The organism is Psychrobacter sp. ER1, assembly GCF_048631835.1.
Taxonomy (GTDB): Bacteria; Pseudomonadota; Gammaproteobacteria; order Pseudomonadales; family Moraxellaceae; genus Psychrobacter.
Genome location: NZ_CP184640.1, coordinates 709,749 through 722,557, shown reverse-complemented (window position 1 = coordinate 722,557; position 12,809 = coordinate 709,749). Strand labels below are relative to the sequence as shown.

The following is a 12,809-nucleotide window of genomic DNA, read 5'->3' as shown; positions in this document are numbered from 1 at the left end:
ATATTAATGGGTTGGGTGTTTAATGTGCATTAACCCAAAGCAATTTGAACGTCAACACCCGCCGCTAAATCTAATTTCATTAGCGCATCCACAGTTTTGTCAGTTGGCTGAACGATATCAACCATACGCTTATGAGTACGGATTTCGTACTGGTCACGAGCATCTTTGTTAACGTGTGGTGAGGTTAGAACGTTGAAGCGCTCAATGCGAGTCGGCAACGGTACAGGACCACAAACTTGCGCACCGGTGCGCTTTGCAGTATCAACAATCTCTTGTGCAGATTGATCAATCAGACGATGATCAAAAGACTTAAGACGGATACGGATTCTCTGGTTAGCCATGCCAGCAAGCTCCTAATATGTGCCTTTGTCATTCTTGCGTCGCAAGACCATGATCAAAAGCAGTTTGGTTAAATATTCACTTAAAGCGGCCTTCTGTTCTTAACCAGAATGAGTTCTTTATCCGAACTTATAGCGTGCCAAAAGCAAAATAGTTTAAAGCCCCGCCAACCCTCCTATTAATTGGAAAGTAGCAAAGGCATAATGAAATAGTGCTAGAAACGATGCTCTAGCTGTCATAGCGCCAGCTTTTTTATTCAGCTGCGCATATATAATTCAGTGGTGTATATTATACATAGTATTTTAGGTATTGCAAGAGCAATCTCTATTGTGATTAGAGATGCTCTTTCTTAGACTAGCCTTTAGTTAAATAAATATTTTCATCTAGAACTATTATTTGTTTTAAATGATATTAATCTAAAACAATATCATACTGCTCTTGAGTATATAAATTCTCTACATCAAAAGTAATCACTCTACCCAATAAGTACTCTAAATCTGCCACTGTGTCTGACTCTGATGTCAGCAATAAATCAATAACTGCCGCATGAGCCACTACGGTAAACTTCTTAGGAGAGTTATAAGTGCGGGCGCAGCGCATAATCTCGCGGAAAATCTCAAAACAAACGGTCTCTGCCGTTTTTACGAACCCGCGACCTTGACAGGTTGAGCATGGTTCACAAAGTTGCTGACCCAATGATTCACGCGTGCGCTTGCGTGTCATCTCTACCAGTCCAAGCTCACTGACCTGCGTAATCTTAGTTTTTGCATAATCTTGAGTAAGCTGCGCCTGTAAGCTCTCAAGCACGTCATCTTTATGCTGTTGCTCAAGCATATCAATAAAATCTAGAATTATAATGCCGCCTAAATTACGTAGTCGTAGCTGACGAGCGATAGCATGTGTGGCTTCTAGATTAGTCTTATAGACTGTATCCTCTAATGAGCGACCGCCTACAAAAGAACCTGTATTAACATCAATCGTCGTCATAGCTTCGGTCTGATCGATGATCAGATAGCCGCCAGACTTTAGATCGACACGGCGCTTTAATGCATCACGTAAGTCGTCTTCGACACGGTGTACATCAAACAACGACTGCTCAGCGGTGTAATGCACGATACGATCATAGACGAAGGGAACAAACTCTTTGGCAAAGTATCTGACTTGCTCATAAATCTGCGTATTATCAATAATGACTTTTTCGGTATCAGCGTGAACCAAATCACGGATAGAACGTAATGGTAATGACAGTTCTTGATAGATCAGCTCTGAGCTCTGATGATGATTAATCTCTTGACGACGAGCACAGATAGTACGCCACAGCTGCAATAGATAATAGATATCCTCTTCTAGCTTATCGACAGGGACACGTTCGGCTGCAGTACGGGCAATCAGTCCACCTTTTAAATTGACCGTTTGCATTAGGCTGCTAAGTTCGGTCTTTAATCGGCTACGCTCTTCTTCACCATCGATACGCTGCGATATGCCAATATGATCACTCGATGGTAAATATACTAAATAACGTGATGGTAGTGAGATGTTGGTCGTTAGACGAGCACCTTTGCTCCCCAACTGGTCTTTGGTTACCTGTACTAGAATACGTTGACTTTCATGCAGACGATGCTGAATCAATGTTTTAGACGCTGGTACGATCTCTGTGCTTTGCGCACTGACAATAGGCGGTGTCACAGCCAAACTATCAGCAGAAGCATTGGTAGTTGCATCGTCCTCATTTATCTCGTGCTTAGTGGCCTTAGCCGCTTTGTTTTTTCTGCAACAGGACGTGGTTCGCGCTGCATATCATTGACATGTAGAAATGCGGTTCGTGATTGACCAATATCCACGAAGGCTGCCTGCATACCAGGAAGGACACGTACGACCGTCCCTAGATAGATATTGCCGACCAATCCCAGTTTGTGATGTCGTTCAATATAAATCTCGCCCAAAATACCATTGTCTAAAACCGCAACACGGGATTCCATTGGACTAATATTAATCAGCAGCTCTTCGGACATAGTTTTTTCTCTTATCTCTCAGCTTTCTTATTAGACGGTCATCGCCTATTAGATTGACAGTGTAACAAATGCGACTTGCTCTTGCCCATTACCCTACCGTGTCATTATGTGCATATCCCATTATAACGGGTTGACTGTGTCCATACTGCCTTCTGTCATTTCTTTGATTAGTGCCAGTGTTTGCGCCAGTGGCAGACCAACAACATTGGTGTAGCTACCGTTGATACGACTGACCCACGCAGCACCCAGTCCTTGAATGCCATATCCACCAGCTTTATCAGCGGGTTCGCCACTGTCCCAATAGTCGCTCATCATCTGTGTCGTCAGAGGTATAAAAGTCACTTCCGTACGCTCAGTAATTCGCTGTTGGTTGATAATTTGCAAGCACTGTGTAGGTTCCGAGGGGCTTCGTTCTACTTTGGGCAATAGCTGTACTTGAGTCGCTTGAACGGCAGTCCATACTTCGTGGACGTTATCAGACATACGCTGCCACATACTATATGCGTGCTCGCGATCGACGGGTTTGACCAATACTGTCTTACCATCCGACAGTACACCGATGGTATCAGAAGTCAAAATAATAAACGGTGATGTAAGGCTATCGTGATTTGCTTGAGAGGTGTCGCTTAATTGTTGTATCGCGGCATCGGCTTTGGTTGCGACCATGCGTTCGATATAGTCTGTTGGCGACTCATTATCTAACGGCGTCTCGTCGATATCTATACTTAAGATAGTAAAATCTAATTGCGCTCTTTCTAGTAGCTCACGACGACGCGGAGAGCCAGATGCCAAAACGATATCCATCGATATTCTCTTCATTTATAAATTTATGATGTATGTAGTCATACAGCATTGTGGGCCGAGCAAACTAATCTATCAATCAGAGTAATAGCTATAGCTAGTGACTCATTAACGCGAAAACTTGCGCAAAGCAAACAGTACGAGTGGCCAGCTAATGATACTCATAAATAATGACAAAGCAGACTGGGCGACAAAGACGTTTTGAATAAACATCTGTAGTATCCATAGATTTAACTGAAAGACAATCAGCCCTAGACTAGCAATTAACCACGCACTAACGGTATTCAACTGTCTGACGTAGATACTGGTAATTTTGATAACCAGTGCAACCACAACAGCGGCGAACGCTTGCTGTCCTAAATGGGTATCCATCAATAAATCAGCAATCAGTCCAACCGTAAATGCGGTAAAAATACCCACATAGCGCGGCTGAAACAGTAACCAATAGATCAACACCATGATCATGACCATGGGACGCAGTGTGGCCATACTTGGGCTTAATGGATAGACATTGAGTGATGATGCAGCGATGAAACTCAGAACAATCACAACTATCAATAGTACCGTGGCATTCTCAGAATCAGGATACGACATGGGTACTTACCTTAGCGAGTGTTTGATGGTTGCTGTGATATTGTTGATTGGATATTGGCAAGGTGAATACCCTAAATGGAAAGCTTTAAAACGTTAATAAACCAGCTCATTAGCCGTCAATACCATGGCTTACGTCGTTATCTACGGAGCCATAGCAGCAGCATTGTTCTCGTTTAGCAGCTTGTCTTGAAGTATTAAGACATAGGCATTATCGATAAAGTTAGCTGCTGGAGTAACTTCGATCGTTCTAAAGTTATCGGTTTGCTCGTCTTTGACATGCGCGATACGCCCTACTCGATAACCTGCCGGAATACGACCGCCGAGTCCTGACGACACTAGCTCATCACCTACTCGCACATCTGATGTTTTGAAGACGTAATTGAGACTTAATGAGGATGGGATACCTTGGCCTGTGACGATAGCACGCTGACCGGTACGTTTAACAGTGACCGCAACTGACTGCTGCTCATCTGTAATCAACAACAGACGGCTAGTATTCGGATAGACATTGATAATCTGTCCTAATACACCGTCTTCATCGATGACCGTTTGCCCAACTTGAACGCCATCTTGCTCACCTTTATTAAGCACGACAATTTGTCTGAGCAAATTGGTATCTGTACCGATGACTTGCGCCAAATTAAGATCGAACTGCTCGGGCTTGGTGGTAGATAAGATACCTTGCAGACGTGCATTCTGTGCCAAGATATAATCTTGCTGTTGTAGTTTGGCATGCGCGTGTATCAATTGCGACTTTAGCTGCATGTTTTCGCGACGCAGTGCTTCTTTTGATTGCAAACTACCACTAGCCCAATGCTTGGCATAGCTTGGTAATAAAGACAGCTCATAGATTGGCTGCATGGCGGCATGACTGGTGCTACGTACAGGCTTAAACCAATCAGAGTTTTTGCTATCAAACCACATCAAAATTAAGGCTGCTATCAATACAATAACAGTCTTACGAAGTGATAACGGCTGGCGCGCAAAAATACTTGGAGTCATAAGTCGTCTGATTTAAGGATTCTAAAATGAACAATAGCACTTATTTACAGCATGAGTGTTTATCGAGGATATTGGGTTCTAGCACGAATGAATGCAATTAAAGGTAGCACAATCGGCTACCTTTAATTTTATATATAGTCAATTTTCTATAAATTGGATACGGTGTCAGTCTCGCTCAGCCTACTACTTATAGTACTTTCGCTCGGCTTCCTTATATCCAAATTATATTGAACCGACTATATTTATAGTTTCATCATTCACATACATCATCATATATTGCCAAGGCTACAAGGCAATTAAGGATAAAGATGACTTAAACAAAAATCATGTTTAAACTTTTGTTATTGATGAAATCAAGCGCGATACCACCGCCACGACTAACGCAGGTTAGTGGGTCTTCTGCTACCGTCACTGGCAAACCGGTCTCTTGCGAGATAAGTTTGTCTAAGTCACGTAATAGCGCGCCGCCACCTGTCAATACAATACCACGCTCAGCGATATCTGATGACAACTCTGGCGGAGTCTGCTCAAGTGCTACTTTTACAGCGCTAACAATACCGCTCAATGGATCAGTCAATGCTTTTTGCACTTCTTCTGAATTAACAGTAAAGGTCTTTGGTACACCTTCTGCCATGCTACGACCACGAACTTCTACTTCTAGTTGGCTGTCTTCATTCAATGCAGAACCGACTTCTTTTTTGATGCGCTCAGCGGTCGTCTCACCGATGACACAGCCATGCGTACGGCGTACATGAGTGATGATCGCTTCATCAAACATATCGCCACCGATACGAATCGACTCAGCATATACGCAGCCAGACAGCGCGATAACAGCAATCTCAGTTGTACCACCACCGATATCCACAACCATAGAACCACTGGCTTCATGAACTGGCATACCAGCACCGATAGCCGCAGCCATCGGCTCTTCTAGCAATAGTACTTTGCTCGCGCCTGCTGATGATACTGCCTCACGAATCGCCTTACGCTCAACTAAAGTAGACTTGCATGGTACACAAACCACGACGTTAGGCTGTGCCATAAAACGCTTGGCTTTTACTTTAGCGATAAAGTGCTTAAGCATTTTTGCGTCACTTCAAAATCAGCAATCACACCGTCTTTCAACGGGCGAATCGCTGTGATGTTCGCAGGCGTACGACCTAGCATCTGCTTGGCATCGATACCAGCAGCGGCGACGGTCGGGTTCTGAGTACGATTGCTTCGTAACGCGACCACCGTAGGCTCGTCAAGCACGACGCCTTTATTAGGAATAAAAATTAGGGTGTTCGCAGTACCGAGGTCGATAGCGATATTATTTGATAAAAATCCAAACAGGTTCATGACTAATATATCCAGCGTCTTACGAATGAGGCGAATGAGATTGACTGAGGTGTTACTCGTCAGTGTTGAGCAGGTCGTCGTTAAACATTACTTGTGGCAACAGTTAATCATCCCAACAAGTCAAAATCCAAACAATAATGATGAAATGAAAAACTGAGCTAAATTATACCGATTTAGCTCAAAAAAACATAGATATTTGCATCAGTAAGTAAGGATTTTTGTCTTAGACGCCAAAAGTTGTTACAAAGTTTGAAATAGTAGTGACTATCATTCAACTCAATGAAACATCATTTAATCTGATAACTAACAAGGCTCTACAGGCAGATGAATGTTTTGCTTAATAGCAGATGCATACTGTAACGTATTTTAGAAGCTAATTGGAGAGCAATTGAGGAACAATGATGAATTAGGGGGTCAGTTTTGCAATTCTCTGTAAATCATTGTGTCTTAATTGGCATTATGGCTCGGCTAGCACCATATCTTATTTAATATTACGTCTTTATCAATTCAGCCTCTTGGTTGAGATTGTGCATCAATCAAGCGTCATACTCTGTAAACTTGAGTCAGATGCTTTATAATAAGCCCACTTACTATTTGTTTCTATTTTAATTGTTTCTATTTTAACGCTTACGTATTTTCCTTTTCGTAATCAACTACTCTAACAAAAACTGTCCTTAACTGGAGAAACTATGTCTCAGCAGCCAGCAACGTCTGACAGCAACGTCAGCCGTGAAGAAATCTTAGAAGTTGCCAACCTTGCCCGCTTAGGTGTCGATGAAAGTACAGCCGATAGCTATGCTGATGATATCAGTAAAGTATTAAAACTGATGAATACGCTATCTAACGTTGATACGACAGACATCAAGCCATTAGCCAACATCCACGAGGCTTGCCAAGAACTGCGTGCTGATGTGGCAAAACACGACATCAATCGTGAGCGCAATCAGTCAGTCGCGCCTGCCGTAGAAGAAGGCTTATATCTAGTGCCTCAGGTGATTGAATAATAGTGGCTGAATAATACAATCACGCATTTGCCATTATCTCATTTTATTTTATGCTATTAACATTTTGACGGACGACACCTTATGTCTGAACTTCATTTATTAAGTACCGAGCAGCTCATTACTGGCTTGCAAAACAAACAATTTAGCAGCGCGGAATTAACCGAACACTACATCAAGCGTATCGATGCGCTAGACAGCAAGATCAACAGCTTTATCACTCATACCTCTGAGACAGCACGCGCACAAGCTAAAGCGGCAGACGAGATGCGCGCACAAGGCGATCAGCGTCCACTACTCGGTGTACCGATGGCGCACAAAGACATCTTTTGTACCCAAGGCGTACTGACCACTTGTGGCTCAAAGATGCTACATAACTTTGTCTCACCATATGACGCGACTATCGTTTCTAACATCGACAAAGCTGGCATGATTAGCTTAGGTAAACTCAATATGGATGAGTTTGCGATGGGCTCAGACAACAGTAGCTCTTACTACGGTACGGTACAGAACCCTTGGAACCTAGAGCGCGTCCCTGGTGGCTCGTCAGGTGGTAGTGCTGCCGCCGTTGCCGCTGGTTTTGTCCCTGTTGCTACCGGTAGTGATACGGGTGGCTCTATTCGTCAGCCTGCCTCATTCTGTGGCCTAACAGGTATCAAACCTACTTATGGCCGTGTGTCACGTTTTGGTATGATTGCCTACGCTTCAAGTTTGGATCAAGCTGGTAGCATGGGACGCAGCGCTAAAGATTGCGCCTATCTGCTCCAACCAATGATTGGTCACGATCCACGCGATGCAACTTCTATCAAATACGAGATGCCTGACTACGTACAAGACATCAATGATGCCCAAGCTGCTGCTGGTGATAAGCCATTTGCGGGCTTGCGTATCGGTGTTGCCAAAGAATACTTCGGTGCAGGGCTTGATAGCGAAGTCGAGCAAGCAGCACGTGCCGCGCTCAAGAAATACGAAGAGCTGGGCGCAACGATTGTAGAAGTGAACATCACTGATCCTGAGATCACGCTTGCCACTTACTACATGCTAGCACCTGCTGAAGCGTCATCGAACCTATCACGTTTCGATGGCGTACGCTTTGGCTATCGCTGTGAAAACCCAACCGACCTGATTGATCTATATACACGCTCACGTTCTGAAGGCTTTGGCCCTGAAGTACAGCGCCGTATCTTGACAGGGACTTATGCGTTATCTGCTGGTTACTTCGATGCTTACTATACTAAAGCACAAAAAATCCGCCGCCTAATCGTCAAAGACTTCGATGAAGCCTTTGCTAGCTGTGATGTGATTGCTAGCCCAACCGCACCGACCGCGGCTTACAAGCTTACTGATAACCTTGATCCTGCGACGATGTATTTAGGCGACGTTTATACCATCGCGGTCAACCTAGCGGGTCTACCTGCGCTCAGTCAGCCAGTAGGTTTGACGACTGAAGGCCTACCTATTGGTCTGCAATTAATTGGTAAACACTGGCAAGAGAGTCAATTGCTCACGACTGCGCACCTGTTCCAGCAGCATACCGACCATCACCTACAACACTCTACCATCGCAAAGGAGACGGTATAATGAGTACAGCTACTACTGATAATAATGCCGTTCGCGAGCACGCCGTGCGTAAAGAGCTATTTGTCGATGGCTATGAAGTGGTCATCGGTATCGAGATTCACTGCCAGCTAAATACGGAAAGTAAGATTTTCTCAAGTGCGCCGACTGACTTTGGTCATGAGCCAAACAGCCAAGCAAGTATCGTCGATCTAGGTTTGCCTGGCGTATTACCCGTACTAAATGCTGGTGTGGTCGATCGCGCGCTAAAATTCGGTATCGGTGTCAATGCTGAGCTGGGTCTGTTTAATACGTTTGATCGTAAAAACTACTTTTACCCTGATTTGCCTAAAGGCTATCAAATCACCCAGATGGCCAATCCTATCGTAGGCGTTGGCTATATCGATGTCGTGGTCAACGAAGGCGAAAAGAACGAATACCCTAAACGTATGGGCATCACCCGCGCGCACCTAGAAGAAGATGCAGGTAAATCTGTCCACGATGCTGTCGATGGTATGACGGGTGTAGATCTTAACCGTGCAGGTACGCCACTAATCGAAATCGTCTCTGAGCCGGATATGCGCTCAGCCCACGAAGCTCTTGCCTACATCAAAGCCATCCACCAGCTAGTCACTTGGCTAGGTATCTCAGACGCAGTAATGGCTGAAGGCTCATTCCGCTGTGACTGTAACGTCTCTGTGCGCAAACCAGGCGCTGATCTCGGTACGCGTACTGAGCTAAAGAACCTAAACTCGTTCCGCTTTATCGAACGTGCTATCAATCGTGAAATCGAACGTCAAATCGATATCTTAGAGGACGGTGGCAAAGTCGTACAAGCAACGATGCTATATGATCCAGAGCGTGATGAAACGCGTACCATGCGTACCAAAGAAGACGCCAACGACTATCGCTACTTCCCTGATCCTGACCTGCTGCCTGTCCGTATCGAGCAGCATACGGTTGATGCGATCAAAGCAGCGATGCCAGAGCTACCAGTCGCTCGTCGTGCACGCTTTGAAGAAGCGCTTGGTCTGTCAGAATACGACGCTCGTATCTTGACTGGTAGTCGTCAAATTGCTGATTACTTCGAAGATGTAGTGGCTGAAATCGGTCAACAAGATGCTAAAATGGCTGGTAACTGGGTCATGGGTGACTTGCTCGGCGCGCTAAACAAAGATGACACAGATATCATCGACTCTCCTATCAGCGCCAAACAATTGGCTGGCATGCTCAAGCGTATCAAAGATGACACGCTATCTGGCAAATTGGCCAAAAAGTCTTTAGTGCCCTATATGAGCGCGAAGGCGGCGATGGCGATGATGCAGCAGATAAAATCATCAAAGACAAAGGCCTCAAGCAAGAAACCGATACTGGCGCTATCAAAGCGATGGTCGAAGAAGTCATCGCAAAAAATGAATCGATGGTCGAAGAATATCGCGGCGGTAAAGAAAAAGCCTTTAACGGTCTGGTCGGTCAGGTCATGAAAGCCAGTCGCGGTAGTGCTAACCCACAGCAAGTGAACCAAATTCTAAAAGAATTATTGGGTTAATATTGGCTGCTAAGCGATTATACTGACTATGCTATGCAGAATAATATTGTAGAGTTTGGCTGCTATAAATAGCCCTTGCAATATACATAATTTTGCGTAAAATAGTCAGTCACTCGGGGCGTAGCGCAGTCTGGTAGCGCACTACACTGGGGGTGTAGTGGTCGCAGGTTCAAATCCTGCCGTTCCGACCAAACACAATATTAGGGCAGACCGTCATTGACCGTCTGCCCTTTTATTTGCAAGCCATTTAGCTGAATCAGCCTTTTTTAAAGGCATTTGTTATCCGTTATAGAACGTGGTAATCCGTCTAAAATGTTGGTATTATCGTTGGTGTCATACGATACCAACGATAATACCAACATGAGTCTAAATAATACACAGATAAAAAATCTTAAGCCTACCCAAAAAGCGATAGACTCAAAACGACCTGATAAACATAGTGATGGTCAAGGGTTACAATTATGGGTGCGTTATACAGGCGTTAAGTCATGGATCAGCGCCTACCGCTGGCAAGGCAAACAGCAAACCCTTACTATCGGTACTTATCCAGTAATGAGCCTACAAAGTGCACGCCAGCGCAATCTTGAGATCAAAAGATTAATAGTTGATGGCATTAACCCAAAAGACGATAAGAAAAAACACGAGCAGAAAATGACGGATCAAAGGCTTTCGATACGATAGCTCAGTGTTGGCATAATGACCGTAAAGCACATATAGCACCTACTACCCATAGCCGTGACTACTCACAATATCAGCGCGACATTAAGCCCGTCATTGGTCATATGAATATAAATGAGATAACTGCGCCTGATGTTTTGGCTATTGGTAAAAGCTATCGAAGCTAGGGGCGCTAGTGATATGGCAAGACGCGCAATACGTCAAACAGGGCAAATCTTTAAACAAGCCATACGTGAGGGCTTAACCAACCTCAACCCAGCCGACGACCTAACTGAAGCACTAAAACCGCATAAGGTAAAGCACCATAGTCGCATCACCAGCCAGCAATTACCAAAGCTATTACAAGACATTAACGCCTATGATGGTGATGTACTGGTAAAGCTAGGCCTATGGTTTATGTGCTATACGTTTGTGAGAACGCAGGAATTACGCTTTATGGAATGGAGCGAAATAGACTATAAAGACAAGTTATGGCGCATACCTGCCGATAAAATGAAAATGGATAGACCGCATTTAGTGCCGCTTACACCGCAAACAATGGCGATCTTAGAGCAAATCAAGACGCTAGGCTTTTCGGACAAGTATGTCTTCTTTAATCCATCGACGCGTAAGCCATACAGTACCAATGCTTTTATTACTGCCCTATGGCGCATGGGCTATAAAGGCAGAATGACAGGGCACGGATTTCGCGGACTTGCCAGCACTACCTTACATGAACAAGAGTTTATGCACGAAGCTATAGAGCTACAGCTGGCACATGAAAAAGAAAACAAAATAAGCAAAGCCTACAATGGAGCTCAACACTTGCCTTATCGTACCGACATGATGCATCAATGGGCTAATTATATTGATGATGCGTTTGCTGGCAAGACTGAAGATAGGATAGATTGTTCAAAAGTGTAAGATGGTTGAGACATATGTGTTTAAGTAAACAAAAATATTGAGCCTTTCCTAAAAACTGTGTAACAGCTTATAATCTCCCAACAGGAGAATAAGCAATGACTACTCAATCTGACATTAAAAAACTGGCCGAGCAAATGGCCAGCAGCATGAGCAGCTTCGATGACATCAAAGACTTCCAAAAGCAACTCATACAATCCTTTATAGATACCGCTCTCGAAGCTGAGATGGAAGATCATCTTGGCTATCCTAAGCATGAGAAAGCTGATAAACCCAATAAGCGCAATGGGCACACTAAAAAGACCGTCCGCAGTGACACAGGCGATCTTGAGATATCTACCCCAAGAGACCGCGATAGCAGCTTTGAGCCTGCATTAGGGCGTAAGCATCAAACCCGTATTAGTGGCCTTGATGATAAAATAATCATGTTTTATGCCAAGGGTCAAACCACCACTGAAATTGTTGAAACCATCAAAGACATCTACGACGTTGATATATCAAGCTCTCTTGTCTCAAGAGTCACTGTGTAGTGGCATAATAAACTTGGACAGCGCATAAGAGGTTTATACTAACCCAAAGAAGGAAAATAGTATGACCACCAAACGCAATCAATATACCCGAGAATTCAAATTAGAAGCCATCAGCTTAGTCGTTGATCATAAGCGTAAAATACCTGACGTGGCCGATTCTTTAGGAATAGGTAAATCCACTCTACAGAAATGGCTGAGTCAGTACCGTCAAGAAATGACTGGCCAAGCACCTAAAGTCGGCAACGCCTTAACGGATGAGCAGCGCGAGCTTCAAGAATTGCGCAAACAAGTTAAGCGGCTGACTATGGAGCGTAACATCTTAAAAAGGCTTCCGCTCTGCTAGCCTTGGACAGCCTGAACGGCTATCGCTAATCAGTCAGCTTGCAGAGCAAGACAAGCATGTTAATAAAAGTCTTCTGTGCAAACTGTTTGGCGTGATAAAAAGCAGTTACTACTATGGCATGCAGCCCAAGCCCATCAGTCTTGAAACCGTCAAGCACAAGGC

Annotated in this window: 12 protein-coding genes, 1 tRNA gene and 3 pseudogenes; 10 read left to right on the top strand and 6 right to left on the bottom strand. The window is 44.3% G+C overall.

Annotated elements, in window-relative coordinates:
• Nucleotides 1-29: 29 nt before the first annotated feature.
• The 6 genes and pseudogenes from rpsJ to ACOBWA_RS03300 form a co-directional block, all read right to left on the bottom strand.
• Nucleotides 30-341 (bottom strand): 30S ribosomal protein S10, encoded by a 312-nt coding sequence (rpsJ, locus tag ACOBWA_RS03325; protein WP_010196670.1) that lies wholly within the window; start codon nucleotides 339-341, stop codon nucleotides 30-32.
• A gap of 409 nt (nucleotides 342-750) precedes the next feature.
• Nucleotides 751-2,351: pseudogene (locus tag ACOBWA_RS03320) on the bottom strand (Rne/Rng family ribonuclease).
• Nucleotides 2,352-2,471: 120 nt separating this feature from the next.
• Nucleotides 2,472-3,155 carry a Maf family protein gene (locus ACOBWA_RS03315; RefSeq protein WP_180952609.1) on the bottom strand — a complete coding sequence of 228 codons (684 nt, stop codon included), beginning with the start codon at nucleotides 3,153-3,155 and terminating at the stop codon, nucleotides 2,472-2,474.
• Between the two features lie 105 nt (nucleotides 3,156-3,260).
• On the bottom strand, nucleotides 3,261-3,746 hold the full coding sequence (gene mreD, locus ACOBWA_RS03310; protein WP_057758689.1) for a rod shape-determining protein MreD: 486 nt from the start codon (nucleotides 3,744-3,746) through the stop codon (nucleotides 3,261-3,263).
• Between the two features lie 141 nt (nucleotides 3,747-3,887).
• Nucleotides 3,888-4,748: a rod shape-determining protein MreC gene (gene mreC / locus ACOBWA_RS03305; RefSeq protein ID WP_420230216.1), complete on the bottom strand. Its 861-nt coding sequence runs from the start codon at nucleotides 4,746-4,748 to the stop codon at nucleotides 3,888-3,890.
• 313 nt (nucleotides 4,749-5,061) lie between these two features.
• A pseudogene (locus tag ACOBWA_RS03300) lies at nucleotides 5,062-6,089 on the bottom strand (rod shape-determining protein).
• Between the two features lie 34 nt (nucleotides 6,090-6,123).
• Between ACOBWA_RS03300 and ACOBWA_RS03295 the strand changes: the two are divergent.
• The 10 genes and pseudogenes from ACOBWA_RS03295 (at nucleotide 6,124) to ACOBWA_RS03250 (ending at nucleotide 12,647) form a co-directional block, all read left to right on the top strand.
• Nucleotides 6,124-6,246, top strand: a complete 123-nt coding sequence (locus ACOBWA_RS03295; protein WP_420230215.1) for a hypothetical protein — start codon at nucleotides 6,124-6,126, stop codon at nucleotides 6,244-6,246.
• Nucleotides 6,247-6,778: 532 nt separating this feature from the next.
• The gene (gene gatC, locus ACOBWA_RS03290; RefSeq protein WP_057758683.1) at nucleotides 6,779-7,093 is read left to right on the top strand and encodes an Asp-tRNA(Asn)/Glu-tRNA(Gln) amidotransferase subunit GatC; all 315 of its coding nucleotides are present in this window, start codon (nucleotides 6,779-6,781) and stop codon (nucleotides 7,091-7,093) included.
• Between the two features lie 81 nt (nucleotides 7,094-7,174).
• Nucleotides 7,175-8,671 carry an Asp-tRNA(Asn)/Glu-tRNA(Gln) amidotransferase subunit GatA gene (gene gatA / locus ACOBWA_RS03285; protein WP_420230214.1) on the top strand — a complete coding sequence of 499 codons (1,497 nt, stop codon included), beginning with the start codon at nucleotides 7,175-7,177 and terminating at the stop codon, nucleotides 8,669-8,671.
• Nucleotides 8,671-10,131: an Asp-tRNA(Asn)/Glu-tRNA(Gln) amidotransferase subunit GatB gene (gatB, locus tag ACOBWA_RS03280; RefSeq protein WP_420230213.1), complete on the top strand. Its 1,461-nt coding sequence runs from the start codon at nucleotides 8,671-8,673 to the stop codon at nucleotides 10,129-10,131. The genes gatA and gatB overlap by 1 nt, the downstream gene beginning before the upstream one ends.
• 179 nt (nucleotides 10,132-10,310) lie before the next feature.
• Nucleotides 10,311-10,387 (top strand) — tRNA-Pro (locus tag ACOBWA_RS03275).
• A 169-nt stretch (nucleotides 10,388-10,556) separates the two neighbouring features.
• Nucleotides 10,557-10,877: an Arm DNA-binding domain-containing protein gene (locus tag ACOBWA_RS03270; protein ID WP_420230212.1), complete on the top strand. Its 321-nt coding sequence runs from the start codon at nucleotides 10,557-10,559 to the stop codon at nucleotides 10,875-10,877.
• Nucleotides 10,874-11,041: a phage integrase central domain-containing protein gene (locus ACOBWA_RS03265; protein ID WP_420230710.1), complete on the top strand. Its 168-nt coding sequence runs from the start codon at nucleotides 10,874-10,876 to the stop codon at nucleotides 11,039-11,041. Before ACOBWA_RS03270 ends, ACOBWA_RS03265 begins: the two co-directional genes overlap by 4 nt.
• A 13-nt stretch (nucleotides 11,042-11,054) precedes the next feature.
• Nucleotides 11,055-11,777: a tyrosine-type recombinase/integrase gene (locus tag ACOBWA_RS03260; RefSeq protein WP_420230211.1), complete on the top strand. Its 723-nt coding sequence runs from the start codon at nucleotides 11,055-11,057 to the stop codon at nucleotides 11,775-11,777.
• Nucleotides 11,778-11,872: 95 nt separating this feature from the next.
• A pseudogene (locus ACOBWA_RS03255) lies at nucleotides 11,873-12,298 on the top strand (transposase); the annotation flags it as partial.
• 67 nt (nucleotides 12,299-12,365) lie between these two features.
• A complete protein-coding gene (locus ACOBWA_RS03250; RefSeq protein ID WP_420230210.1) occupies nucleotides 12,366-12,647 on the top strand; it encodes a transposase in 282 nt (93 codons plus the stop codon).
• The last annotated feature ends 162 nt before the right edge of the window (nucleotides 12,648-12,809 follow it).